General features: G+C 60.5%; 24 protein-coding genes, 1 tRNA gene and 2 pseudogenes. 18 read left to right on the top strand and 9 right to left on the bottom strand.

Going from position 1 to position 25,880, the window contains the following annotated elements:
- Nucleotides 1-23 precede the first annotated feature (23 nt).
- The 4 genes from Har1129_RS07880 to artA all read left to right on the top strand — a co-directional run bounded on the left by Har1129_RS07880 (nucleotide 24) and on the right by artA (nucleotide 8,593).
- A complete protein-coding gene (locus Har1129_RS07880; protein ID WP_151100160.1) occupies nucleotides 24-776 on the top strand; it encodes a VOC family protein in 753 nt (250 codons plus the stop codon).
- Nucleotides 777-1,142: 366 nt separating this feature from the next.
- Complete coding sequence (locus Har1129_RS07875) at nucleotides 1,143-3,920, top strand: BGTF surface domain-containing protein (protein WP_151100159.1); 2,778 nt, start codon at nucleotides 1,143-1,145, stop codon at nucleotides 3,918-3,920.
- A 701-nt stretch (nucleotides 3,921-4,621) separates the two neighbouring features.
- The gene (locus Har1129_RS07870; RefSeq protein WP_151100158.1) at nucleotides 4,622-7,450 is read left to right on the top strand and encodes a BGTF surface domain-containing protein; all 2,829 of its coding nucleotides are present in this window, start codon (nucleotides 4,622-4,624) and stop codon (nucleotides 7,448-7,450) included.
- Between the two features lie 147 nt (nucleotides 7,451-7,597).
- Complete coding sequence (artA, locus tag Har1129_RS07865) at nucleotides 7,598-8,593, top strand: archaeosortase A (protein ID WP_151100157.1); 996 nt, start codon at nucleotides 7,598-7,600, stop codon at nucleotides 8,591-8,593.
- A gap of 24 nt (nucleotides 8,594-8,617) precedes the next feature.
- On the opposite strand, the gene dph5 is transcribed toward artA, so the two are convergent.
- Nucleotides 8,618-9,397, bottom strand: a complete 780-nt coding sequence (gene dph5, locus Har1129_RS07860; RefSeq protein WP_151100156.1) for a diphthine synthase — start codon at nucleotides 9,395-9,397, stop codon at nucleotides 8,618-8,620.
- A 75-nt stretch (nucleotides 9,398-9,472) separates the two neighbouring features.
- Here dph5 and Har1129_RS07855 point away from each other — a divergent pair, with 75 nt between their 5' ends.
- The 10 genes from Har1129_RS07855 to Har1129_RS07810 all read left to right on the top strand — a co-directional run bounded on the left by Har1129_RS07855 (nucleotide 9,473) and on the right by Har1129_RS07810 (nucleotide 17,865).
- Entirely contained in the window at nucleotides 9,473-10,453 is a 981-nt protein-coding gene (locus Har1129_RS07855) for a class I SAM-dependent methyltransferase family protein (RefSeq protein WP_151100155.1), read from the top strand.
- 46 nt (nucleotides 10,454-10,499) lie between these two features.
- Complete coding sequence (locus tag Har1129_RS07850) at nucleotides 10,500-10,751, top strand: hypothetical protein (protein ID WP_151100154.1); 252 nt, start codon at nucleotides 10,500-10,502, stop codon at nucleotides 10,749-10,751.
- A 61-nt stretch (nucleotides 10,752-10,812) separates the two neighbouring features.
- Nucleotides 10,813-12,360, top strand: coding sequence for a DASS family sodium-coupled anion symporter (locus Har1129_RS07845; RefSeq protein ID WP_151100153.1), 1,548 nt, complete (start codon nucleotides 10,813-10,815; stop codon nucleotides 12,358-12,360).
- Nucleotides 12,361-12,504: 144 nt separating this feature from the next.
- Nucleotides 12,505-13,812 (top strand): amino acid ABC transporter substrate-binding protein, encoded by a 1,308-nt coding sequence (locus Har1129_RS07840; RefSeq protein ID WP_151100152.1) that lies wholly within the window; start codon nucleotides 12,505-12,507, stop codon nucleotides 13,810-13,812.
- A 5-nt stretch (nucleotides 13,813-13,817) separates the two neighbouring features.
- Nucleotides 13,818-14,705, top strand: coding sequence for a branched-chain amino acid ABC transporter permease (locus tag Har1129_RS07835; RefSeq protein ID WP_151100151.1), 888 nt, complete (start codon nucleotides 13,818-13,820; stop codon nucleotides 14,703-14,705).
- Nucleotides 14,702-15,766 (top strand): branched-chain amino acid ABC transporter permease, encoded by a 1,065-nt coding sequence (locus tag Har1129_RS07830; protein WP_151100150.1) that lies wholly within the window; start codon nucleotides 14,702-14,704, stop codon nucleotides 15,764-15,766. The genes Har1129_RS07835 and Har1129_RS07830 overlap by 4 nt, the downstream gene beginning before the upstream one ends.
- Nucleotides 15,759-16,544 carry an ABC transporter ATP-binding protein gene (locus Har1129_RS07825; RefSeq protein WP_151100149.1) on the top strand — a complete coding sequence of 262 codons (786 nt, stop codon included), beginning with the start codon at nucleotides 15,759-15,761 and terminating at the stop codon, nucleotides 16,542-16,544. The genes Har1129_RS07830 and Har1129_RS07825 overlap by 8 nt, the downstream gene beginning before the upstream one ends.
- A gap of 2 nt (nucleotides 16,545-16,546) precedes the next feature.
- Nucleotides 16,547-17,296, top strand: coding sequence for an ABC transporter ATP-binding protein (locus Har1129_RS07820; RefSeq protein WP_151100148.1), 750 nt, complete (start codon nucleotides 16,547-16,549; stop codon nucleotides 17,294-17,296).
- Between the two features lie 3 nt (nucleotides 17,297-17,299).
- The gene (locus Har1129_RS07815) at nucleotides 17,300-17,713 is read left to right on the top strand and encodes a universal stress protein (protein WP_151100147.1); all 414 of its coding nucleotides are present in this window, start codon (nucleotides 17,300-17,302) and stop codon (nucleotides 17,711-17,713) included.
- A 78-nt stretch (nucleotides 17,714-17,791) separates the two neighbouring features.
- A tRNA-Thr gene (locus tag Har1129_RS07810) sits at nucleotides 17,792-17,865 on the top strand.
- A gap of 166 nt (nucleotides 17,866-18,031) precedes the next feature.
- On the opposite strand, the gene Har1129_RS07805 is transcribed toward Har1129_RS07810, so the two are convergent.
- Nucleotides 18,032-18,724 carry a hypothetical protein gene (locus Har1129_RS07805; RefSeq protein ID WP_151100146.1) on the bottom strand — a complete coding sequence of 231 codons (693 nt, stop codon included), beginning with the start codon at nucleotides 18,722-18,724 and terminating at the stop codon, nucleotides 18,032-18,034.
- A 21-nt stretch (nucleotides 18,725-18,745) separates the two neighbouring features.
- A pseudogene (locus tag Har1129_RS21335) lies at nucleotides 18,746-18,910 on the bottom strand (integrase); the annotation flags it as partial.
- A 397-nt stretch (nucleotides 18,911-19,307) separates the two neighbouring features.
- On the opposite strand from Har1129_RS21335, the gene Har1129_RS07795 reads away from it, so the two are divergent.
- Nucleotides 19,308-19,613: a hypothetical protein gene (locus Har1129_RS07795; protein WP_151100145.1), complete on the top strand. Its 306-nt coding sequence runs from the start codon at nucleotides 19,308-19,310 to the stop codon at nucleotides 19,611-19,613.
- A gap of 51 nt (nucleotides 19,614-19,664) precedes the next feature.
- On the opposite strand, the pseudogene Har1129_RS20945 reads toward Har1129_RS07795, so the two are convergent.
- The 4 genes and pseudogenes from Har1129_RS20945 to Har1129_RS07775 all read right to left on the bottom strand — a co-directional run.
- Nucleotides 19,665-19,811: pseudogene (locus tag Har1129_RS20945) on the bottom strand (NAD(P)-dependent alcohol dehydrogenase); the annotation flags it as partial.
- Nucleotides 19,812-19,820: 9 nt separating this feature from the next.
- Nucleotides 19,821-20,456: a PGF-CTERM sorting domain-containing protein gene (locus tag Har1129_RS07785; RefSeq protein ID WP_151100144.1), complete on the bottom strand. Its 636-nt coding sequence runs from the start codon at nucleotides 20,454-20,456 to the stop codon at nucleotides 19,821-19,823.
- Between the two features lie 54 nt (nucleotides 20,457-20,510).
- Nucleotides 20,511-20,753 (bottom strand): flagella cluster protein, encoded by a 243-nt coding sequence (locus Har1129_RS07780; RefSeq protein ID WP_151100143.1) that lies wholly within the window; start codon nucleotides 20,751-20,753, stop codon nucleotides 20,511-20,513.
- A gap of 42 nt (nucleotides 20,754-20,795) precedes the next feature.
- Nucleotides 20,796-21,659 carry a heme-copper oxidase subunit III gene (locus tag Har1129_RS07775; RefSeq protein ID WP_151100142.1) on the bottom strand — a complete coding sequence of 288 codons (864 nt, stop codon included), beginning with the start codon at nucleotides 21,657-21,659 and terminating at the stop codon, nucleotides 20,796-20,798.
- Nucleotides 21,660-21,825: 166 nt separating this feature from the next.
- Between Har1129_RS07775 and Har1129_RS07770 the strand changes: the two genes are divergently transcribed.
- The 3 genes from Har1129_RS07770 (at nucleotide 21,826) to Har1129_RS07760 (ending at nucleotide 23,841) form a co-directional block, all read left to right on the top strand.
- On the top strand, nucleotides 21,826-23,172 hold the full coding sequence (locus Har1129_RS07770; protein WP_151102112.1) for a hypothetical protein: 1,347 nt from the start codon (nucleotides 21,826-21,828) through the stop codon (nucleotides 23,170-23,172).
- Nucleotides 23,169-23,477 (top strand): C2H2-type zinc finger protein, encoded by a 309-nt coding sequence (locus Har1129_RS07765; protein WP_151100141.1) that lies wholly within the window; start codon nucleotides 23,169-23,171, stop codon nucleotides 23,475-23,477. The genes Har1129_RS07770 and Har1129_RS07765 overlap by 4 nt, the downstream gene beginning before the upstream one ends.
- 79 nt (nucleotides 23,478-23,556) lie before the next feature.
- On the top strand, nucleotides 23,557-23,841 hold the full coding sequence (locus Har1129_RS07760; protein WP_151100140.1) for a DNA-directed RNA polymerase subunit L: 285 nt from the start codon (nucleotides 23,557-23,559) through the stop codon (nucleotides 23,839-23,841).
- Between the two features lie 2 nt (nucleotides 23,842-23,843).
- Here Har1129_RS07760 and Har1129_RS07755 read toward each other — a convergent pair whose 3' ends face one another.
- On the bottom strand, nucleotides 23,844-24,692 hold the full coding sequence (locus Har1129_RS07755) for a hypothetical protein (protein WP_151100139.1): 849 nt from the start codon (nucleotides 24,690-24,692) through the stop codon (nucleotides 23,844-23,846).
- A 299-nt stretch (nucleotides 24,693-24,991) separates the two neighbouring features.
- Nucleotides 24,992-25,807, bottom strand: coding sequence for an imidazole glycerol phosphate synthase subunit HisF (gene hisF / locus Har1129_RS07750; protein ID WP_151100138.1), 816 nt, complete (start codon nucleotides 25,805-25,807; stop codon nucleotides 24,992-24,994).
- Between the last annotated feature and the right edge of the window lie 73 nt (nucleotides 25,808-25,880).

The following is a 25,880-nucleotide window of genomic DNA, read 5'->3' as shown; positions in this document are numbered from 1 at the left end:
CTCGCTCGCACCATGTGCTGTGTATGTGGTCACTTGATCATACGATGATGCGTGTCGAGGATCTGGACGCATCGCTGGACTGGTATCAGACGTATTTCGATTACGAAGAGAAAGGCCGCTGGGAGGCAGACACCTTTACGAACGTCTTCCTCGGTCCGGAGGATGCCCACGACGAGGGGGCGCTGCTCGAACTCACGTACAACCACGACGGGCGCTCGTACACGATGGGCGACGCGTGGGGACACATCGCCGTCCGCTGTGACGATGTGTACGATGCCTACGACGAACTGATGGACGCCGGCGTCGAGGATTACCGCGACCCAGACTCCTGTGGCGGCTCCTACGCCTTTGTCACAGACCCTGATGGCCACGAAATCGAAATCGTCGAGCGAGACCACGGCGCAAAGTGGTCGCTCGACCACACCATGATCCGCGTCGAAGACGCCGAGCAGGCTATCGGCTGGTACACTCGAAAGCTCGACTACGACCTGTTCCGCCGTGAGGAGTTCGACGACTTCGCGCTGTACTTCCTCAAGCCCGCGGAGGCCCCCGACGAGGCGATGTCAGTCGAACTCACGTACAATTACGACGGCCGGTCCTACGAACTCGGCGACGCCTGGGGGCATCTCGCAGTCCGAACCGATGACCTCCATGGCGCGTGGGAGACACTAATGGGTCGTCACGCTGAGGACTACCGCGATCCAGAGAGCTGTGACGACCGCTACGCGTTCACCAAAGACCCCGACAGCCGTGAAATCGAGATCGTGACGAACTGACGCTCCCGGTCGGTAGTGGTCGTTCAATCCTCTTCTATTCTCATCCAGTGGCTGTCAGGGGGCGATTCTTCTGGGGAGGTATTCTTGGAACTCAGACGGTAGACGCTAGAATGACAGCTAGATCTCATACTTTGTAACCATCTCACACAATCTCTAATCGCCCCGAATGTCGTTTCAGAGCATGACCATTCATGACATCTGAATGTCCTAATCACAAAACATTTGTAATAGACACCTATCGTTTAGACTGTACCCCTACCCATGACGCCAGAAGTGAGTACGCCGGTTCGGTCTACACGCGATTACGGTGATTGCGTTCCGACCAGGTGGAAAACTGCTGGGGTCGCCCGATAGCAAACACAAACTATGACAGGAAATTCAGACAAGATTCGTAGCCTGTTCCTGACGGCGCTGATGGTCTTCTCGGTATTCGCCGGGACCATCGCGTTCTCCGGTGGCGCAGCCGCCGCCGCGAACGTCGAGATTCAGCAGGCAACGGAGTACAACTCCGATACCGGAGATACAATCGAAGTGGTAACGAACAATTCAATACAAACCTCCCTGCAACTCGCCAACTCAAGCAATAATGGTGATGTCCAGGTCGTGGTTAACGGTGTGGACAATCCGGGCGAGTACGTTGAGACTGGCCAGAATGGAGGTAATATCAACCAGAACAGTGAGCAGATCGAGATTACCCTCGAGAAAGACATTACGCCTGACGCTGAGGTAGATGTCCGACTCAACGGTGTCTCTGCCACTGGTAGCGACAATGTCGATCTGGTCCAGAAAGACATCGACGTGACGTCACAGACGATCACGGCCGATGGCGACACCTCAGCTGGCCTCGACTATCAGAACGTGTTCCGTGGTGAGAAGCTCGCAATCGAGCGATCCAGCACGTCCACCGGTGACGAATTCGAGATTGAAGTCAACGATGGTTCGCTCGTTGCTTCTGACTCGGTTAATTCGAATAGCGATGTCTACCGCTACGACACTGAGGATCTCGATACCGGTGAGGAATACAACGTCACGATTGGCGATGAGAGCGCGGGCTTCCAAGTCAGCGACCTCAACCTGAACGTTGAAGCTGATGACAATGATATCAGCGATGAGGACGACATCATTGTCAACGCAACGATCAACCGTGGTGGTGAGGAAGCCAACGCGACGCTGTATGACGACAGCGGTGACAGGGTTTCATCGAAGATCGACACCCTGTCAGGCAACGATGACACTCCGTTCATCTTCAAACCGATCAACCAGACAAACGGCTTCGACGCTGACGATGGCCCGTACACGGTCGAAGTCACTGACCGACAGACGAACATCACGGTCAGTACCGACCAGATCAACGTCTCCGAAGCTGAAGACGGCGACGTTAGCTTCGAGAGCAGTGTCGTCGAGGAGGAGCGCGGTGACGTGGCTAACATCACGTACCAGCTCGACAACGAAGACGAAGCTGTTGTCTTCGTCGGCGACGACGAGGACGACAACTACGCAATCTCTGGCACTATCGAGGACGACGACGGTGACGGCGAAGTCACTGTCTCGTTCAACAGCTATCTCGCCGGCACGAGCGCCAACGTTGCCAATGTCGACGCCAGCGATATCCTCTACGTTGAGGGTGACGATGAGATCACTGGTGTCGAAGAAGCCGGCTCCTTCGACCGTGGTAGCCTTGACGAAGAGACGATCGAAGCCTCCAGCTACAACCTGAACGTCACTGCAGGCACATCTCAGGACGACAGCGCTGACGCCGTCGGAACACTCCGACTGAGCGAGCGCTCCACTGAGAGCATGCGTAGCTGGGTGGCTCCACAGGACGCTGAGCTCGACGATGACGATATCGACATTCGTGATCGTATCGACCAGAACCTGACCCAATCGAACAACATCGCTGACGGTGACCTCGTTGTCCACCAGATCGTTGCTTCCGGTGTCGAAGGCCCGCTCGCCTACGAAGAGGAAGTCAACGGCTCCTCCAGCGGGACCCAAGCGTTCCTCCGGTCGACTGCTGGCGGCGCTAATAACAACGACGCGTTCAACCTCACCGTCAACCGCAGCGATGTCGGTGCAAACGCAGATCAGGACCCCCTTATCCTCAACAGCTCCAACGTTGTTGTTGTCGACGACCCCGACAACAACACGTACTTCGTCGCTGTGGAGACACGGAACGCGGAATTCGAGAGCGGCACACCGATCCGCGCCGATGACGAAGATGACGAGCTACTGGCCAACTTCACTGTGTCGCAGGATACTGGCCTGAGCGACAGCAACGACGCCGTTGAAGACGACTACAGCATCGTCGACCGCGATGCAACTATCGACACGACCAACGGTCTCGTTCTGGTGCAGGCTGCTGCTGACCAGCTAATCACCGGAACCACCACGGTCGCCCCTGGCTCCGAGCTTGAGGTCGAAGTCGAGTCCGAGAGTGAATCTAACCCGTTCCTCGACCGCCCCGAAGCGACTGTCGACACGGACGGGACGTTCACTGCCACGGCAGACTTCAGTGACTACTCGGCAGGGACGAACTTCACCACTCAGACACTCGATGTCGACGGTGATCAGCTGGGTGACGAGGAAGACGGAGAGATCACCGATGCGGACACGGCCACTGTGAGCATCAGTGACCAGGAATCCGACGGTAGCGAAGTCGTCGTCGACAGCGCACAGCTGTCCGCCGGTGGCTTCATCGCAATCCACGCCGGTAACGCATCCGGCGACGTCGTCGGGAACTCCGAGTACCTCGAGGCAGGCAGCCACGAGGACATCACGATCACGCTCGACGAGTCGATGGACGAGGACTTCACCGCGGTCGCGATGCCGCACCTCGACACCAACGGCAACGAAGCGTACAACTTCCCCGGCGCTGACGGTCCGTACACCGCCAACGGCTCCGCCGTGACGGACAGTGCGAACGTGACTGTTGGTGCTGAGGACACGCCTGAGGACACGCCTGAGGACACACCTGAGGACACGCCTGAGGACACGCCCGAGGACACGCCCGAGGACACTCCTGAGGACACGCCTGAGGACACCGAAACCGAGACCACGGAAGAGACCGGTCCCGGCTTCACGGCAGCCATCGCGCTCATCGCGCTGGTCGCCGCTGCGCTCCTCGCCGTCCGACGCGACAACTAACCAGAGCAGTTCTGGTCCCTGAACACCGTTCTTTCTTTCGCGCGCATGTGAGCAGTGCCGACAGTCCGTACACCGTCACTGACTCGCGGCTTGGTTCCCGATCCGGGATTCTGCTGTCCGCTTCCCCACAGCTACTTGCCGGCCGTCAGTCATGACTGGGTATAGTCGAACACTGACTCACTCTTCGAAATGCAGTTCGGAGCGAGATACGACAGTCTGTGGCGTGCCTTGCGCTGACAGTATAACTATATTTCATCCTGATACTCTGCTCTACTTTCAGTATTACCCGCGTAGCAATCACTGCTAGCCGATCCTGATTCACGTTCGTGGCCCCGGATAGCTCTCGCAGGTCACAGCAACATCGGGGCTTTCTTTCCCGCAAGGCAGTGAGGCAACCCGCACTCGAATCAGCGGGTAAAGGCATGTCTCGACCGGATTGTGACCATCCAATCATCTGACAAGTGAACTAAAATACCATGTCAAAGTTAAATGTATGTGCAAAAACATTATTGGCTGACTACTACTTGTAATATACTTACCAGCTTTATTCCACAAAGCATTTACCACACTTCGGGCAATGTACCGATACCCCTACCCATGACGCCAGAAGTGAGTACGCCGGTTCGGTCTATGCGTGGCCTCGGTGGCCGCGTTCCGACCACGTGGAAAACTGCTGGGGTCGCCCGATAGCAAACACAAACATGACAGATACAAACGAAAAAATCCGCAGCCTGTTCCTGACAGCGCTGATGGTCTTCTCGGTATTCGCCGGGACCATCGCGTTTTCCGGTGGCGCAGCCGCCGCCGCGAACGTCGAGATCCAGCAGGCAACGGAGTACAACTCCGATAGCGGAGATATAATCGAAGTAGTAACGAACAATTCAATAAACGACCCTAACACCCTCACAGTCGCCAACGACACCAATGATGGTGATGTCCAAGTTGTGGTTGACGGTGTGACGAACCCCGGCGATGTCGTTACCACCGGAACAACGGTTACTCAAAACGGTGAGCAGCTTGAGATTCCGCTTGATGGAGACATCACGCCTGACGCTGAGGTAGATGTCAGAATCTACGGTGTCTCTGCGACTGGTGGCGACAACGTCGATCTGGTCCAAAAGGACATCGACGTGACGTCACAGACGCTCACGGCCGGCACTACCATCGGCCCAAAGACGAACCTCAACTACGTCAACGTGTTCCGTGGCGAAACGCTCGCAATCCAGCGAGACAGCACGAGCAGTGACAGCTTCAATATTGAAGTCAACGATGGCTCGCTCGTTGCTTCTGACTCGCTTAATTCGAATAGCGATGTCTACCGCTACGACACTGAGGATCTCGATACCGGTGAAGAATACAATGTCACTATTGCTGGTAAGAGCGCGGGCTTCCAAGTCAGCGACCTCAACCTGAACGTTGAAGCTGATGACAATGATATCACTGATGAGGACGACATCATTGTCAACGCAACGATCAACCGTGGTGGCGAGGAAGCCAACGCGACGCTGTATGACGACAGCGGTGACAGGGTTTCATCGAAGATCGACACCCTGTCAGGCAACGATGACACTCCGTTCATCTTCAAACCGATCAACCAGACAAACGGCTTCGACGCTGACGATGGCCCGTACACGGTCGAAGTCACTGACCGACAGACGAACATCACGGTCAGCACCGACCAGATTAACGTCTCCGAATCTGAAGACGGAGACGTTAGCTTCGAGAGCAGCGTTGTCAACGACGAACGCGGCGACGTGGTTAACATCACGTACCAGCTCGACAACGAAGACGAAGCTGTTGTCTTCGTCGGCGACGACGACGACGACAACTACGCAATCTCCGGCACGATTGACGATGACGACGGTGACGGTGAAGTGACCGTCTCGTTCAACAGCTATCTCGCCGGACTTTCCGATGACAGCATCGGCATCTCCGCGGACGACATCCTCTACGTAGAGGGTGACGACGAGATTAACAATGTCAACGAGCATGGTTCATTCACAAGCAACGATCGTAGTAGTCTCAACGACGAAACGATCGAGCCTTCCAGCTACAACCTGAACGCCACTGCAGGTACGTCTCAGGACAGTAGCGCTGATTCTGTCGGTACGCTCCGACTGAGTGAGCGCTCGACTGAGAGCATGCGTAGCTGGGTCGCACCTCGCGACGCTGAACTCGATGACGATGACATCGATATCCGCGACCGTATCGGCCAGAACCTGACGCAGGCAAACGAAATCGCGAACAAGTCGATCGTCGTCCACGAGGTGTCCGCCTCCGGTATCGAGGGTGCCCTCGAATACGAGCAGGAAGTTAACGGTTCGAGCGATGTCACGCAGGCATTCCTGCGGGCCGGTGCGAAGAACACAATCGACGAAGACAAGCCCGTCAATAACAAGTCGCCGATGACGGGTCTTAATGCACTGAACTTCTCGGTCGAAAAGACCAACGTTGGTGCGAACGTCGACAATGAGGAAATGGTCCTCAACAGCTCCAACGTTGTTGTTGTCGACGACCCCGACAACAACACGTACTTCGTCGGTGTGAAGACGGCGAATGCTAAGTACGCTGGCGGCAACTCTGTCCGCAGCCAAGATGACACCGACGAGATCACGGCTAACTTCAGCGTGACGCCGTACGCTGCATTCGATAATGAGAACGATGGCGTTGAAGACGACTACAGCATCGTTGAACGGGATGCATCCGTTGACACGACCAACGGCCTAGTGACGGTTCAGGCTGCCACTGACCAGCAGATCACTGGCACGACCACGGTTGCACCTGGTGCAGAGGTCGAGCTCGAAGTCGAATCCGAGAGCCAGTCTAACCCGTTCCTCGAGCGACCTGAAGTGACTGTCGAACCGGACAACACGTACACTGCAACGCTGGACTTCAGTGAGCAGTCCGCCGGTACGAACTTCACCGCTCAGTTCCTCGACACGAACGGTGACGAGCTGGGTGACGAGGAAGACGGAGAGATCACCGATGCCGCCACGGCCTCCGTGAGCATCAGTGATCAGGAATCCGACGGTAGCGAAGTCGTCGTCGACAGCGCACAGCTGTCCGCCGGTGGCTTCATCGCAATCCACGCCGGTAACGCATCCGGCGACGTCGTCGGGAACTCCGAGTACCTCGAAGCAGGCAGCCACGAGGACATCACGATCACGCTCGACGAGTCGATGGACGAGGACTTCACCGCGGTCGCGATGCCGCACCTCGACACCAACGGCAACGAAGCGTACAACTTCCCCGGCGCTGACGGTCCGTACACCGCCAACGGCTCCGCCGTGACGGACAGTGCGAACGTGACTGTTGGTGCTGAGGAACCGACGGCCACCGAAGAGCCGACGGAAACCGAAACCGAGGAGCAGACCGAAGAGCAGACTCAGGAGCAGACCGAAGAGTCCACCATGGACTCCAGCACTGAGGAAGCCGAGACCACGGAAGAGTCCGGTCCTGGCTTCACGGCAGCCATCGCGCTCATCGCGCTGGTCGCCGCTGCGCTCCTCGCTGTCCGACGCGACAACTAACCAGAGCAGTTCTGGTCCCTGAACACCGTTCTTTCTTTCGCACGCTACGCTGGTTAGCGGCAGCGCTTCTGTAGGCCGGTCTGACGCCGACACCGCACAGTAGCGCAACGACAAAACATATAGGCCGGTTTGGCTAACGTACGAGCAATGAGTAAGACAGTCCTGCAAGCAGGCGTCGACATCGCTGGACTGTCCTTTGATCCGGTCACGGTCTCGGAGCCGCTGATGTGGCTCGTTCTTGTGGCGTTTCTTGGGAGCGCTGCTGTCGCCCAGTACGACGAACGACTGGCCCGCCCTGTCGGGACCATCGGCTGGGGGCTGTTTGCGGCGTACTGGCTCGTTCTAGCTCCACATTTCATCCTGATACAGAAAAGCGTCGTCGAGGGGCTCGGAAGCGTCATCGCCGTCCCGCTGTCGCTGTACACCGGCTATCTGCTCTGGAACGGCCGGGAGTCGCTGCTGGTGTTGACCCGAGCTATTGGCCTCATGGGCGTCATCTACGTCCCCTTCCTTACCATTGGGCCGCTTCGCCAGACCATCATCGAGATTGTCACGGATCAGGTCGCCTTCCTCATGACGCTCATCGGCTACGACCCCGTGGTCGTCGACGGGCTCTCGCACAACGGCATCGACATCACGTCGAAACAGTACCCCTACGAGAACACGTTCTGGTTCGACGGCAACGAGCGACCGATAACGTACACTATCATCTTGGCGTGTACAGGTATCGGCAGCATCTCTATCTTTGCTGGCGGCATACTGGCGGTCGCGGCGCCGTGGCGACGGAAGCTTCGCGTGCTGGTCGCGGCAGTGGGTATCATCTACGTCTTGAATCTGGTCCGGAATCTCGGGATCGCACTGGCGTTTGGCCTCCAGAAGGCACAGTTCTTCCCGGGAACGGTCATGGCGCTGTTCGGTCTGAGCGACGCACAGCTCGTGTCTTACTACATCGTCGACCGGATGCTGGCGCAGTTTGGCTCCGTCATCGTCCTCGTCGGGCTTACGTGGATACTGATGCGGGAGCTACCGGAACTCACCGTTATTGTCGAGGACCTCCTGTTTCTGGTGACCGGCACGGAGTACGACCTCGGTCCGGCATTTGAAAAGAATCAGTCGGGTCCCGCGACGCCCGGCGACGACTGAGCCGCGTTGTGTGACAGTCGGATGTTACTCTAAGTCCGCGCCAGCAAGCGACTCCAGAGCGTCCGCTTCGAGCGGGTGCAGCGAGCCGGGAATCACGAGCAGATGGAGCGGGTCGCCGAACGTCTGCGCGGCGAGTTCGTCGAGGGTATCGGCAACGACGAGTGGGTCCGGGCTGCCGGCTCTAGCCACGACAACGCCGAGCGTGTCCGGGAGCGGCTCCGATAGCAGGGCGGCGGCGTGGCTGGCAGTCATGTACGTGTCGTCGCTCTCATCCCAGTGTGGGTCGTCGACCTTGATGTCGAGGTAGACCAGCGTATGGAGGTCACGTTCTCGGTTGTCCTCGATGGTGGCGACGACGCTGTCCGGAACCCCGTCGCCGCCGTGGGCGTCCTCGAACGGAAGCGTCGTAGCCTTCCCGAAGCGGTAGTTCTGCAGGCCGGTCAGCGAGCCGGCGGCTGTCTGGGCGGTCGTTCCGTGAACGATTCGAGTTTCGATGCCCCGGTCCTCGGCACGGAGCCGGAGGTCGGTGTGAGTCGTCGAGACCATCGTATCGCCGGCGGTACAGAAGACGACGTCTTCGCTCTCGGCGGCCGCGAGAATCGGTTCGGGGTCCTGCTCGATTCCGGCCCGATCCCTGACTTCGATAGTCGTGTCCAGTGTGTCCGCCAGCGTTTCGAGGTCGGTACCGATCAGCCGGCTCGTGTAGAACTCGGCGAACACGCGGTCGGCGTCCCGGATGGCGTCGCGGCCGACGACCGTGGCTGAGCGCTCGTCATAGAGGCCCAGCCCGACGAATGTGAGCATATTCGGAGTGGGTCGTCGTCGGGGATAAAGGGCGCGAAGCGTCAGGCTTACCGCCCACGGTCTGGGAGTGGGTGTATGGGCGTTCCCTGCGTTCGCGTTCCCCGTGAGGCCGGCGAAGAGACCCGCCAGCGCCTCGCTGAGGCAGCTCTCGTTGACGACAGCTACGACATCACAGTCGTCGACGGGCAGCTGTACGTTCCTGTCACCGACCCCGAAGCAGTGCCGCCGGACCTCGGGGTTGTGGAGGCAGACCCGCCGGTCCGCGAGGGCCAGACGATGCCGGCAGACGCTCTCGACTTCGACCCGAGCTACGAGCGCATCGGCGATGTGGCAATCGTGGACGAGGACGACGACGAGCGGGCACGGGCAATTGCCGACGCGATTACGGATTCGGATCTCCCTGTGCGGGCTGTCCTGAACCGCGCGTCGAAAGTCAAAGGCGAGCAACGAGTCCGAGACTGGGACGTCCTCGCCGGTGAGGGCACCGAGGTCACCCACCGCGAGTACGGCTGTACGTTCGATCTCGACCTCGCCGAGGTGTACTTCTCACCGCGGCTGGCGACGGAGCGTCACCGCGTCGTCGAGCAGGTCAGCGAGGACGAGCAGGCCTTCGATATGTTCGCCGGCGTCGGCCCGTTCGTGGTTCCGTTCGCCAAGCGCGGAGCGACCTGCGTCGGAACCGACATCAACGAGACGGCAATCGAGTATCTGTGCGTGAATGCGGAACAGAACGGCGTCGCCGACCGCGTGACGGGCATCTGTGGCGACGTGCGCGAGGTCGCGGGCGAGTATGAGGACTGGGCCGACCGTATCGTGATGAATCTCCCCCACAGCGCCGACGAGTTTCTGGAGACCGCTGTTGCGCTGGCGGGTGACGACTGTGTCCTTCACTACTACGACATCCAGCACGAAGATGACCTGTTTGGCCCCGGTGAGCGAGCGATCCGGGCGGCTGCGGAGCCGGCCTACGACGTGACAGTCGAAACGCGCCACACCGTCCGGTCGTATGCGCCGAAGGAACACAACGTCGTTCTCGACGTTCGGCTGACACGCTAAGACGAACAGTTATATTCATTCGTCTGATGGTGGGGAATAGTAGCAGATGGAGGTGAGCGAGGTTGACGACATCGACATCCACGACATCTCACCGACAGCGTGGCGGCTCCTCCGCGTCGCGGCGGGGTTCGGCCAGCGGGAGGTCGAGGTGGAGATCGACGACATCATGCAGGCTCACATCTCCATGCTGGAGAACAACAATCGGAGCCTCTCGGAGCAGCGGCTCGAAGTGCTGTTCGAACTGTACCAATCGGAGCTGACCAACGAGCAGGTGCGCGTGCTGGTTTCGAACTTCTAACCATGACCGAACAGACATTCAACGGACGCCGAGACGTGGCGGCTGACCAGCGGAGCCGGCCATGAGCTGGACGGGCCGAGCGCGACCGCGGCGAACGGCAGCAGCGATTGCTATGGCACTCGCCTCGACAGCCGCGATAGCCGCCGCCCCGACGCCACCCGGACTCGACATCGCCGCACAATACGCGCTAGCAACGATGGCCTTTGCGGCGATTCTCTGGGTGACGGATGCGCTACCGCTCCCAGTAACGGCGCTGTTGATCCCGGTGGTGCTGACAGTGTTTGGCATCTACACCGAGATGGAGGCCGCGCTCTCGGGCTTTGCCGACCCGCTCATCTACCTGTTCGTGGCGGGGTTCATGCTCGCGAAGGCGCTCCAGACCCACAACATCGACCGCCGGATCGCGCTGTACCTGATTAGCTGGATGGGGCGCTCACCTCGCTTGCTCATTCTGGCGATCATGATTGCGACGGCGTTTCTCTCGATGTGGGTGTCGAACACGGCGACGACAGCGATGATGACGCCCGTCGCACTGGGCGTGCTTGCCGAGGTCGTTGGCCGAGACGTGCCTGACGGTGAGGCCTCGAACATGCGAATTGCGACCTTGCTCGGAACGGCCTACGCGGCGAGCGTCGGCGGGGTTGGAACCCTCATCGGCACGCCGCCGAACGTCGTCGCCGTGGCGTTTCTCGACCGACTCATTGGCGTCGAAATCTCGTTCGTGCAGTGGCTGGCCATCGGGCTTCCCATCGTCGTGTTGACCCTGCCGCTGACGTGGTACGTCCTGACGTTCTGGCTGTATCCACCAGAAGTCGAGGACGTGAGTGGGGCGAAAGCGCAGGCGAAAGCGTACCTCGAAGAGGAGGGACCACTGTCCGCAAGCGGTCGCCGCGCAGCGTACATCTTTGCGGTCACGGCAGCCCTGTGGATTCTCGGTGGGCTCGGGTTCCTGTTCGAGGGACTCCTCCCCGGACCGGTGTTCGTGACGCTGTTCGGCGGCACGGGCGAAACCGTGTTCGGTCTGACGGGTCACCGCGGCGTCCTGTACCTCGTGGTGGTTGGACTGCTCGCTATTCCGGCGCTCGTCCTCTCGGGGGCTGACGACTGGGAGAATCTTGTCGACATCGACTGGGGGACCATCATCCTGTTCGGCGGCGGCATCTCACTGGCGGACGCGCTAGCCGAAACCGAGGCGACGACGTGGCTCGCCCGCACCGTCTTCGACACGCTGATCGGCGCGCCGCTGGCCCTCGTCGTGCTTGCCGTCGTCGTCTTCACCGTGCTGGTGACGGAACTGTCCTCGAACACGGCGACCACAACGATACTCGCGCCGGTCCTCATCGGTCTCGGAAGCGTGCTCGCTGGAACGCTCGGCGTTGACCCGATGCAGGCAGCGATCACCCTCACGGTTACCGGGGCTATCGCTGCCAGCTTCGCGTTCGCACTCCCCGTCGCCACGCCGCCGAACGCCATCGTCTTCGGGAGCGGCCACTTGGATCAACAGGACATGATACGGGCCGGCGTCGTGCTGAACGTCCTGATGACACTCGTGTTGACGGGACTTGTCCTCATTTCCTTCGCAGTCCTCTGGCCCCGCGTGCTCTGGTAGCCCGCCCTTCAGTGTGGCCCGTTCCTGCGGTAGTACTTGTAAGTGAGCACACAGCATCGCTGTACTATCCTTAACATTTAATAGGGTATGTCACAACGGAACGTACAGGCCGTGTATCATTGATACACGGGCGTAAACCGACCTATGACTGGAAAACAAGACCGACGCGCGTTTCTGAAGGTGGCAGGAAGTACAGGTGTCCTCGGACTGACCGGTCTCGCTGGCTGTTCCGGTGACGGAGGCGACGGAGGCGACGGGGGCGATGGCAGTGGTGGCAATGACGGCGGGTCCACCGGCGATAGCGATGGCGGGATGAACGTCATCAAGCTCGGCGGCTCGATGAGCCTCACCGGTGACAACGCCGATCTTGGCCAACTCTACAAGGACGCCTACGAGCTGACCATCCAGCGTATCAACGAATCCGGCGGCGTCGAGGCGGGCGACGGCAACACCTACGAACTGGAGATGGTTCTCCGGGACGACGGCACCGACGCCTCTCAGTCGAAGTCCATCTATCAGGAACTCATCGACCGTGAGGGCATCGACTACCTGCTCGGGCCGTACTCCAGTACGGTGACGCTACCCGCGAGCGCTGTGGCCGCACAGAACCAGAAACCGATGGTCGAAGGCGGTGGCGCGAGCCCGGAGATCTTCGCACAGGGTAACGAGTGGATTTTCGGCCTCCTGCCGACGGCGAACAAGTACGCCAAGAGCTACATCGACATGTGCCTCGCGCAGGATTCAGCGCCGGAGTCCATCGCGATTCTCGCGGAAGACGGTACGTTCAGCCAGTCGACCGCGGAGGGCGCACGCAACAAAATCAGCAACACAGATCTGGAACTGGTCGTCGACCAGACGTTCCCGTCGGACACGTCCGATCTCTCGACAAACCTCGGCAAGGTTCGGGACAGCGATGCGGACGTCCTCCTGCTGTGTGCCCACCAGAAGCACAACATCATCCTAGCCAACCAGATGGAGAGCCAGAACGTCAACGTCGACGCGGCGATGGGAACTGTCGGTAGCCTCAACGAATCGTTCAAGGACGAGGCCGGCGCGAACGGCGATTACATGTACGGGCCGTCCTCGTGGGCAGTCAACGCTGACTTTGACGACCCGGTGTACGGCAAGACCGGCGACTTCGTCTCGGCTATCGAGGAGAACTACGACTACACGCCGGACTACCACAGCGCGGCCGGCGAGGCGGTCATCCTCACCTACATGAACGCCTTCCAGAACGTCGACGAACTCAGTCCGACTGCGGTCCGGGACCAGATACGGCAGGCCGAGTTCTCGACCGTGTACGGGACCGTCGCCTTCGACGACAGCGGTGTCATCGACAAGAACATGCTGGTCTACCAGTGGCAGCCTGACCCGGGCCTCCAGATCACGTACCCGGAGAACGTGGCGCAGTCGGAACCTGTCTACCCGATGCCCGACTGGAGCGAGCGCTGAGAGCGATGGCTGCCACCCAATTCGTCGTCAACGGCCTGCTGGTCGGTGCGCTGTTCGCAGGCGTGGCGGTCGGATTCGCACTCATCTGGGGCGTCGTCGACATCATCAACCTCGCCCACGGCGAGATGGTGATGCTTGGAGGGTACACCTCCTACTGGATGCTGACGCTGGTCACGGGGAACGCAGAGGGATCGCCGCTCCTGTTTCTGGCAACGGTACCGGTCGCTATTGCAGTGCTGTTCGGCATCGGCTACGCGCTCCAGCGTACGCTGGTCTCGCGGGTCATCGGGACGGACATCTTCCTCACGCTGTTGGTGACATTCGGCGCGAGTATCGCCATCCAGCAGCTCGCGATACAGGCGTGGTCGGCCAATCCACGGTCGATTCAGGTCAGCTTCGCGAACCCGTCGATGTCGATTGCGGGTATCGTCGTTCCGAAGATGAAACTCGTCGCCTTCGCTGGTGCCATCGTCCTGACGGCGCTCATGTACGTCTTCCTCCAAAAGACACGGACCGGCCGGGCGATACGGGCTGTCTCGCAGAACCCCGAGGCCGCTGCGCTAGTCGGTATCGACGTCGAGCACACCCGCGCGATGACCTTCGGTGTGTCTTCCGCCATCGCCGGCGGTATCGGCGCGTTCATCGCTGTTATCCTGAACGTGCAACCACAGATGGGGCTCATCTACACGCTCAAGAGCTTCATCATCGTGGTTTTCGGCGGCGTCGGGAGCATCCCCGGCGCGCTCATCGGCGGCCTGCTACTCGGGTCCGTCGAGGAACTGGTCGCAGGGTTCATCTCCTCGCAGTGGACGCTCGCCGTGAGCTTCTCGCTGCTCATCGTCCTGCTCATCCTCAAACCGAAGGGCCTGTTCGGCACGGGGGCTGAGCAATGAGCACGACAGACGAGGAGTCAGGCGGCGTCCTACGGTCGATTCTGCCCCCGGAGCAGGTCGACCGGTTCCTCGGGACCTGTGACGACTACGGCTGGCCGCTCCTCGGTATCGGCACGCTGGTCGCGGCTTCGTTCCCCGTCCTCGGACTGCAGGGCGGCTACTACATGACGGTGCTCACCGAGATGTTCCTGTTCGCCATCTTGGCGCTGTCTTGGGATATTGTCGGCGGACAGACCGGCTACCCCAGTTTCGGGAACATGGCCTTCTTCGGTATCGGCGCGTACGCGACGGCGATTCTGACCAAGGACTTCGCCCTCGCGTTCCCGGTCGCGTTCCTCTTAGCCGGCCTGCTCGCCGTGAGCTTCGCGGGTATTATCGGTGTCATCGTGCTCAGGCTTCGCGGGCACTACTTCGCCATCGCGACGCTGGGTGTCCTACTGGTCGCCCAGCAGGTCTCCCGTATTCTCGACATCACCGGCGGCGCCAGCGGGAAGATCCTGCTCCAGACGCCGTCCGCCGAGACGTTCTACTATCTCTTCTTGGGCGTCCTCGTCGCCGAGATGGCGCTCGTGTACTACCTCTCGGGGACGCGCTTTGGCTTCGTCCTCAACGCCATCCGCGACGACGAAGAAAAGGCGACGGCGATGGGGTTCAATACGACCTACTACAAGACGGCCGCGTGGATGCTGGCCGGACTGTTCACCGGGTTCGCCGGTGCGGCGTACAGCCTGTTCAACACGTTCATTGACCCCCAGACGGCCTACAACGGCGCGTGGAACGTCGAGCTCATCGCGATGGCGTTGCTGGGCGGATCTGGCACCGTTGCGGGACCCGTCATCGGTGCGTTCGGGCTCCATACCATCATCGAGATCGTCGAGACCTACGCCGTCGGGTGGCAGCTCGTCCTGCTCGGTGGGGCCGTCATCGTCACGGTCATCGGCTTCCCCAAGGGCGTCGTCGGCACGCTCAACGAATACGCCAGCCAGATGGACTACTACAAACACGGCGGCATGGCCGCCACAGATACCGACGACGGATCGGAGGTGAGTGCAGATGAGTAAAGCGACGAGTGGCCCGGCGACAGAGGCGGACAGCGACCGTGCGGTGCTACGGACGGACGGCGTCACGAAGCGCTTCGGCGGTCTGACCGCTGTTGACGACGTTGACATCGAGATACACAGCGGCGAGATCGTCGGCCTCATCGGGCCCAACGGTGCCGGCAAGTCCACGCTGTTCAACTGCATCACTGGGACGCTGACGCCCGACGAGGGCCGGGTCTATCTTCAGGGTGAGGACGTGACGGACTGGCCCGAACACAAGATCGCGCGGGCCGGTCTGGGCCGGATGTTTCAGGAGACCCGCATCTTCGGGGACATGACCGTCCGGAAGAACTTGCTGCTTGCGGCTCAGGAGGGTGGCGCTGGCGTGTCCAGTCTCATGCGTCGCCCCGACAGTTCGCTGCTCGCTCGAACAGACGAACTGCTGGACTACGTGGACCTCGGCGGGCTGGCAGAGACCCGCGCCGGGCGGATGAGTTTCGGCCAGCAGAAGCTGCTCGAGTTCGCGATGGAGCTGATGTCGGAACCCGATATTCTGTTGATGGACGAACCGGCCGGAGGAATCAATCCCTCGATGCTGGGAAACCTCATCGACTACATCCGCAACGCCAACGAGGAGCAGGAGTCGACAATCTTCCTCATCGAACACAACATGGACTTCGTCATGGACATCGCCGACCGAATCTACGTTCTGGCACACGGCGAGCGCATCGCTAACGGGACGCCCGAAGAGATACAGAACGACCAGCGCGTCCTCGACGCGTACCTCGGGAGGGAGTGAGTATGGCTTCCACACCAGACGCGAGCGCTGACTCCACCGCCGACCCGATCCTCCAGATGGAGAACGTCACGGCTGGCTACGGAAACACCACCGTGTTACACGACGTGAGCATCGCCGTCGATGACGGACAGGTCGCCTGTCTCATCGGCCCGAACGGCTCCGGGAAGTCCACGCTGATGAAAAGCATCTACGGCTTTGCGGACGTCCAATCCGGGGCGGTATCGTTCCGCGGTCAGGAGATCACCGGTCGGTCGCCCCAGCAGAACCTCGCCAACGGGATGAGCTACGTGCTGCAAGACGCCAGCGTTTTCCCGGGGATGAGCGTCCACGAGAACATGCTGATGGGCGGCTACGTGTTCAACGACGACGACCGCGCCGCCGCCCGCGCCGAGGAACTGTACGCGGAGTTCCCGGTGCTTGACGACCTGCGGAGCCAGTCGGCCGGCACCCTCTCAGGCGGCCAGCGTCGCCTGCTGGAACTGGCCCGCGCGCTGATGGTCGAACCGGACGTGATGATGCTCGACGAGCCCTCTATCGGGCTCGAACCGCGATTCATCGACGACGTGTTCGAGCGCATCGAGCAACTCAACGACCTCGGGACGACCATCCTGCTCGTCGAGCAGAACGCCGAAAAGGGGCTCTCTGTCGCTGACCGCGGTTTCGTGCTCGCAAGCGGTGAAATCAAATTCACCGGCACCGGGACCGAACTGCTTAACGACGAGGAAGTCGGACGCTTGTATCTAGGAGGGTAAAACATGTACACGATACTTGTCCCTGTCGACGCTGACGAGGACCGCGCTCGCGGCCAAGCCGCCTTCGTCGCGGAGCTACCGGCCGCCGACACCGATATCGAGGCCGTCATCACCCACGCACTGACCAAGGAAGAGGCGGAAGCGCCCGAGGAGATACGCAACGTCGAGCGGATCTCGACAGTCAGGCTCGTGCGTGACTACCTCGAAGACCACGATGTCGATGTCCAACTGGCCGAGGGCCAGCAACCGCCTGCGGACGGCATCATCGAACTGGCCGACGAGTTCGACGTCGACCAGATCGTCATGGGGTCCAGAAAGCGGTCACCGACCGGTAAAGCGGTGTTCGGGAGCGTCTCCCAGCAGGTGCTGCTTGAAGCGGACGACCCGGTCACCGTCGTCGGCTCACGAGCGGAGTGAGAACGTCCCTCTCGGTGGTCCCGATTCGCAATCCTTATTGCGGTTATGCGTCCAACAACTGATGTACGCGAGCACGGCGCCGGTGTAGCTCAGACTGGCAGAGCGAATCCTTCGTAAGGATTAGGCCGAGGGTTCAAATCCCTCCACCGGCTTCCCCTTCTCGGAACAGCCTAAATGGATAGACAGCGGCCTGCTTACTAGTTTTTCGGGCTTCGGAGTGAGTAATTAGCCCCTGCTACACGGGCGTTTTTGCCGGTTTGTGGTGCTAATTGTTGCTTTGAGGGCACTGCGGCCCCGCGTTCCCGATGTTTACAGAAATTATTCAATTCGCCATTTATTCTCTCCGGTGAATTTTTGCTTGACGTACCACTCCAAAATATTCTGACCCCAGCGGAATCCTTCATCTTCCGGCGAGGTGATAAGTGACACAATAGCAACACCAATTGCTCCTGTCGCTAACGCAGGCCCGGAGTTCCACCCTTTCAGGATTTGTAACCGCTCAATGGGGTCTGTCCGATGATTTACGCTACGGTAAAATAATGCATCAGTTATTATTATTCTAACAGTAACGAGTAGGGCAACAATCAGTCCAAAGACAGTCAAGACAACCCCACCTATTGCGATTCCAGCTACATTACCAACGATTAGTCCGGCAATCCCTCCGAAAAATGTAAAGACAAATTCTCCATTCTTTAGACGATTCTCCAACTTTTCCTGTGATTCGTCTATCTGCCTTAGGAGTCCCCATCTATCAAGTGTCTCATCTTCGTCAACTTTTGCTTCCAAAATATGTAGAATATCGTCTCTAAGTTGTCTCATTTCCTCTTTGTCAAGAATTGAGAATACAGCTTTTCTGATTGCACTTTCAACTCGTAGATACTGGCCCACCTTCCGAGGAACCTCAAAAATAAACATCACTACCCCCACAGCGAGCAGAACCACCAACAATACCACAGCAAAGAATATTGCCAGAAATATCGAGAGAACTATTTTAATCCACTTTCTTAGCATATCACTTGGTTAAGTAGGCGCTCAAATATCCTTTATGTAGGAACGACGGCGTTCAGCCTTTTGGTCGTGTGTCCCCTTGTCGTAGTGCTTGTCCAGCACCCGTCAAGTCATATTTACCCGCTCACCGGTCACGTCCTTCGGTTGACCGGCGTTCCGAGCCGCAGTTACGTATCCACGACGAAGCGCGAGGGTTCAAATCCCTCCATCGGCGTTCTGTGAGGAACGAACCCGACGAGCAAAAGCTATTGAGCGATTTGAACCAGAGAGAGGCTCGCTTCGCCCGTGGCTCATAATCCCTCTATCGACGTCCCGCTTCGAGTGCCGTTCTGACGAGCAGGCTGTGTTTCCTACTGGCGATGGCCTGATAGTAGCCGCAGGTACTGCGTCGCTTCTCTGGCGGTGCGACGCGGCCCCGTATAAAAACGACCCTCAGCAGTGATGCGATACGGCAACGGACCGTTGGACGGACCGTCTAGCTGTAAACGATGGTCACACAGTACGGATTGCCGGCGGGAACTGCGATGTGCCCGCGAGAGCGGCACGACGGACACACTTGCGGGCTGTCAGATGGGGTGCGATTCTGATGGATTTCAGGAACGCTTGGCACCGCGCCACCGATGAAGAGGTCTGTTGCATCGCCTGCGGTGAAACAGTCGCCCGGTCGGATGCCCGAGAATACGATAAGTACGGCGACCGCTGGGACCGCGACGACAAGTCCTTCGAGTACCTGTGTAAGCCTTGTTATAAGGAGCACTGTCACTTCGACCGGACCGGGCTAGAGGACCGGCTCGAAGCGGCCGGGGCCGGGACCGTAGGCCGAGACGCGTTTCTCAGACGCTATCACGAGCTGGCTGACGAAACAGAACAGACCCGGGCCGACGGTCGGTGAGTCGGACGGCGAGTGCCCAGTCGGGCGACACGGCATCGCAACACAGGCTGTTCAGGGCGTGATACCCACCCGGCCACCGATCTCCCTCTGTGCGACAGTGTGCACGTCGTCGAGTCCGTACTGTGTCGTGTGTGAGTCGACCGCGCCGCGGTCGACAAGAGCGACCAGTTCCTGAAGTTCGGTGTACTGACCGACGATACGACTCGCTCAGTCCCGGCTGGCCAGCAATGCAGCCCCGAGCAGTGCTACGACTGCGACGGGAATCCCCATGCCGGGGCCGAAGGTGGACGATGGGGCCGGGCTGGTCGCGCGGATCGGTTCGTCGACCGGTTCGTCAGCCGCGTACTCCCAGACAGCGGTCTCGTTTTGAACGATATCGGCGTTCGATGACGAGATGTCGGCAGGCATCGTCAGCTGGTACTCGACCGCGACGCCATCACCGAAGGCCACGTCGGTATCCTCATTCGCCGTGAGGAACGTCCGGTCTTCGTACGTGACGTTGCCCTCACTGACGTTAGTCGATACATCGCTTTCCGGGCCGGGGTTCCAGTCCGTGAACGTCATCGAGAGCGTGACGTTCTCACCCTCTAGTTCCTGTTCGTACGTGTGGTTTGCCATCCGGCTGGTGTTCACGTCGGCCAGCAGATACCCCTCGACTGAGTCATAGCCCTCTTGCTGGGCCTGACTCTGGAAACCGTCATACACTGACGGCGACATCTCGAGGGTCAGGTCGTATTCTGAAACTGTGCCGTCGGCGGCCACTGTTGAGTCAACCGTCGCCGTCACGCAGCCGGACAGAACGACGAGGATAGCGAGACCGATTGCAGGGACACTCCGATGCATATCTCACCGAATTGTATCGGGTGGTATAAGCCTTGTTACCGGTGGCGAGGCGGCTCAATGTGTCAGGACCAGCAGCTGGTCGTCGGTCCGAATCAGGCAGAAGGGCGACCCGGGGTTTCCGAAAGTATTCGTCCGCTTTTCACTGATAAAGAGCGTCTCGAACTCGTTGCCACAGGCCGGACAGGCGAACCCCTTCCGGTTCGATAGCGTCATCGTCTCGCGGTCGTCTTTCAGCAGTTTGAGCCCGTGTCGGTACTCGTGGACATCGAAGCTGCCGCTGACATCGAGCTGGTCCATGCGTGTGAAACGGGTGTCGGCCGTCTAAAACTCGTCGACGACTTACACTAGGTTCGCGCCCATGTAGAGCACGACGACGAGGAAGATCCAGACGATGTCGACGAAGTGCCAGTACATCGACGCCGTCGAGACGGAGGTGTGCCGTTCAGCCGAATACTGGCCGTAGTACGCACGGATGAAGACGATACCAAGCAGAACCGCACCCATCGTGACGTGGAGGCCGTGGAGCCCAGTCAGACCGTAGAACGCGGACCCGTAGATGCCACCACCGATACTAAAGCCCTTGTGAACGATGAATTCGTAGTACTCGTACACCTGTCCGCCGATGAAGACGATTCCCAGCAACAGCGTCGCGCCAAGTAGTTTCAGGAATCGGCTCCGGTTCCCGTTCCGGAGCGCGAGGTGACTGAAGTGAAGCGTCACCGAGCTGGCGATCAGAATCAGCGTGTTGACAATGACCAGCGAGCCAAACACCTCGGGCACTGCCGCCTGTGCCCAGACTTCGCCGCCGCGCACGATGAAGTAGTAGACGAAGCCAGCGCCGAATGTAGCGATTTCGCTCCCCAAGAACAGGAGCATCGCGAACTTCAGCGTTTTATCCGAGTGGTAGTCCGTCCCGCGCTCCCAGAAGTCGGAGACGAAGGCGTGATACAGCCAGCCGTAGATGCCGACGAGGAAGAGCCCGACGCTCCCGGCCATTGCTCCCGCCCCGACCGTCTGGCTGACTAGTGCGTTTTCGCCCATCGAGAGCACGAGCAGGGCCGCGCTGACGTAGATGCCCGAACCACCGATCGCCGTCACGAAGGGCCACCAGCTGGCCTCGCCGAACCCGTGGGGCCAGTCCTCCGTCGCCGGGAGGTGATGCTCCCCGTGCCCGTCGTCCGCGTGTTCATCGGAGACACTCATACTAGGGCCCTTGCGAACGGAATACTAAAAGCCCATCCAATTCCCTGCGGCCTGTGCCACCGCAACCCCGATCCGACCGGTGACTCGCCGGCATCCCGGAAGCTACACAGGGGCGAAGGCCCAACTGCCGACGATGACATCTGGGAGGCGTCGTACAGTCGCGCTGGTGGTGTGTGGGCTGGGCTGGCTGGCCGCGACAGGGACGGCGAGCGCACACGGCGGCAGTCTCGCCGGTGGCGGTCGAGAGTCACTGACGATCCCGACGTGGCTCTTTCTGAGTACCGGCGGCGCGGCCGTCGGCGCGTCGTTCCTGCTGGCGTCGTTCGTCACCGACCGGGCGTTCATCGAGCGCATCCACGACTGGGGACGGCCGCTGTCCGGGGACTTCGAGCGCGTCTTGGGGCTCGCCGGCCAACTCATTGGGCTCGCCGGACTCGCCGCGGTGTTCGTCGTCGGCTTCCTCGGGCCGACGAACGCCCGGACGAATCTCGCGATACTGCTCGTCTGGGTCGGTTGGTGGGCCGGGCTGGCGATGACAACGTATCTCGTGGGCAACAGCTGGGCGACGCTCAATCCGTTCAAGACCCTCGCGGGAATCCTCCCGACGCTCGACCGCCCCTACCCGGCCCGCGTCGGTTCGTGGCCCGCCGTCGGCGGCCTGCTCGTTCTAGTGTGGCTGGAGGTCGTCAGCCCACTCGCCGATCAGCCGAGACTGCTCGCGTCGGTCATCGCCGGGTACGCCGTGCTGACACTCGCAGGCGCGTTCGTGTTCGGAGCTGACGACTGGTTCGCTCATGCCGACCCAGTGGAGCGGGTGTTTCGCTACTACGGCCGCTTTGCACCCATCGGCCGCGACGAGACCGGGCTCCGACTTCGGCTCCCCGGTATGGACCTCTCGACGCCGCGGCTGGTCGACGGCCCGGACGAGGTGGCGTTCGTGGTCGCCCTGCTGTGGGTCACGACTTATGACGGGCTGGTCACGACACCCGCTTGGCGGGACCTGACGACGCCACTTGTCGAGGCCGGCGTCCCGCCGCACCTCCTGTACCCGGTCGCACTCGCTGTCGGGTTCGCCTTCTTCCTCGGCGTGTATCGACTCGCGGTCCGGTCCGCTCGTGAGATGTCGGACACGTACTTGGCACCGGCGGTTCTCGCACAGCGGTTCGCGCCGCCGCTTGTCGCCATCGCCGTCGGCTACCACTTCGCGCACTACCTCGGGTACTTCCTCGTGCTCGTGCCCTCGCTTGCCGTCGCGCTTACGTCGCCGTTCGCGAACCCGGCAGTAGTGCCGACCATCGAACTCCCGGATTGGTTCGGCGGGGTCGCACTGGCGTCTGTCATCGTCGGGCATCTGGTCGCTATCTGGGTGGCCCACGCCGCCGCGTACGACCTGTTTCCCGCGCGACTACAGGCGATTCGGTCGCAGTACCCCTTCATCGCGGTTATGGTGTTTTACACGATGACGAGCCTCTGGGTCGTCTCCCAGCCGGAGGTGGCACTTCCACATCTATGACTGACACAGCAACCCAACCGGCGGCTGATACGGCAGCGGCACGCACCGACGACACAGCCTACGATGTCCCGGCCGACGCCACGGCCTATACATGTTCGTACTGCGGCCGGCCGTTCGCCCGCGAGTCTTGGCTCGCGCTCCACCGCGGTCTGGCCCACCCCAATGAACTCGACGACGAGGAGATTGAAGCCTTCCGAGCGGCCCACGACGAGGAGGAAGCGTCGCTTTCGACGTTCCGACTGCAGGCACTGGGCGCGCTCGTACTCATCTACTTTGGCTTCCTGATGGTGTACGCGCTCGTGTAGTTCCCGGGCTTCACGGCGTCACCGACACAGCGGACGGGAAGCGAAGCGTTGATGGGTCGCAGGTGACCAAAGAATGGGTATGGACCTTCGCGTTATCGACAAATCCGATACGGAACTCTCTATCGAAATCGCCGGTGAGGACCACACGTTCATGAACGTCATCAAGGGAGCGCTGCTGGAGACAGAGGGCGTCACGGCGGCGACCTACGACGTGAACCCGGAACAGTCCGGTGGCCAGACCGATCCGGTCCTGACCATCAAAACCGAGGAGGGCGTCGACGCGCTTTCCGCGCTCGAAGCCGGGACTGACGCTGTCATCGAGAAGGCGGATAACTTCACCGCTGCGTTCGAAGCCGCCGCGTAATTCTAACAGAGCACGTACGTGACGAACACGCGTTCGTCCGGACCGACGTGGATGTCGAGACCGATCAGTCCAGCGTCTGCCCGCTGAATCCTGTTGCCCCGCTCGAGGTAGCTGTCGACGAGCGCGGTCGCCAGCGCCGTCTCGTTCCCGAACTGGTCGAGTGACTGGGGCGTTCGGTCGTAGGCCACCTCGTAGCTGACCACGACTGGCCGGTCACAGGGGAGGGAGAACCGGGACACACCCTCCCGCGTGGGCCGCTCCGCGTTGTCGTATCGAGCATCGACACGACCCTTGTTGTAGTAGGCTGCAGCGTCGTCGATGGTCGCGTTCCGCGAGACGGTCCCGCCGCCGATGCCCGAGCGCCGGACATTGTACACATCGACGTAGGTGTCCTCAACCTCGGCCAGCGAGAGCGAGCCGACCGTATCGGCGCTCCCGGCCGGGGACGCAATCTCTGGCGGGCCAGCGGGGGTATCAGCGGCAAAGCCCGGCAACGTGATACCGCCCACAGCAGCGAGCACGATGAGGCCGAGCAACACCGCCACGGCGGCGTAGCCGAGTACGTACTTCGTCTCGACCACGTCCAGCCAGCCGGTCTGTATCTCGTCGAGCGGGTCGTCCTCAGGTGGTCCCGTCCGTCGCTCGAAGTTACTCCCGCCACAGCGCTTGCACGGTGGGGAGTTCTTCTGGTGTTGACGACCGCAGTCAAGACAGACCCATCTGGGCCCACCCTCGACGACCTCCTCGTTGACCTGCGTTACGGCCTCCTCGAAGGAACCGTGTCCGCAGTTGTCACACGGCGGGTCATCCTCTTCGTGGGGTTTGCCACACCATTCACACCGCCATTTCATTGTTGAATCTCCGTGTTGGGCGGATAAAACCTGTCCGATACCGAGCCACAGTGCTTCGATTCTCCGGCTGCGTTCCCCCAACGACCGCTCGGCCACAGGTCGACTTCTTGGGGGTTGTTCGACCCCGTTGACGCCTGCTACCGGTAGCTGGGAGAACCGTGACTGTTGGCAGCGAAAACTGATATCGAGAGTCAGGACACGGCAGAGCTGAGGTATCAGCGGCTTCGGGAGAACTGCGTCATGAACGCGGGATGCCGGGTGTGGGGAGGAACTGTATCAATCCAACGGCAAGAACGGCGTTACAACCGGACCGGAATCCCCTTGCTGTCGAGATACTCCTTGGTTTCGGCGATAGAGTACTCGCCGAAGTGGAAGATCGAGGCTGCCAGACCGGCATCCGCGCCGGCGTCGACGAACACTTCCTCCATGTCTTCCGGGCTGCCACAGCCCGAGGAGGCGATTACCGGCGTGGAGACGGTGTCACAGACGGCCTGCATCAGCGGGATGTCATAGCCGTCCTTGGTCCCATCGGCGTCGATGGAGTTGACGAACAGCTCGCCTGCGCCGCGTTCTTCGGCCTCGGTGGCCCACTCGACGACGTCCAGTCCGGTTCCCTCGCGGCCGCCCTTGACCGTACACTCGAACCAGCAGGACTCGCCGTCGACCTCGGTGTAGTACTCGCCTTCGTCGTCGAAGCGACGGCGTGCGTCGACGGAGATGACGATACACTGGCTCCCGAACGCTGCCGCGCCCTCGTTGATGAGGTCGGGTTCGGCGATAGCGCCGGAGTTTATCGACACCTTGTCCGCACCGGCCCGCAGCGTCTCTTTGATGTCGGCACGGGTGCGGATACCCCCGCCGACGGTCAGTGGAATGAACACCTCGTCGGCGACCGCCGAGACGGTGTCGAGCATCGTCTCACGGCCCTCCGCGGAGGCAGTGATGTCCAGAAAGACGAACTCGTCGGCCCCTGATTCGTTGTAGGCTTTCGCCATCTCCACCGGGTCGCCGGTGTACTCTAGGTCCTCGAAGTTGACTCCCGTATACACCGCTGCGTCCCCGTTCTCGTCTACGTCCACGTCGATACAGGGGATAATCCGTTTCGTGAGCGTCATCAGATACCTGTGGGTTCGCAACAGCGCCGTTTGACCGTTTCGACTGGTGCAAGTGTCTGACCGAGCACCCAGT

Source organism: Haloarcula sp. CBA1129 (assembly GCF_008729015.1).
Taxonomy (GTDB): domain Archaea; phylum Halobacteriota; class Halobacteria; order Halobacteriales; family Haloarculaceae; genus Haloarcula.
Note: the sequence above shows the minus strand (reverse complement) of the source record. Positions and strands in the feature narration are given on the sequence as shown.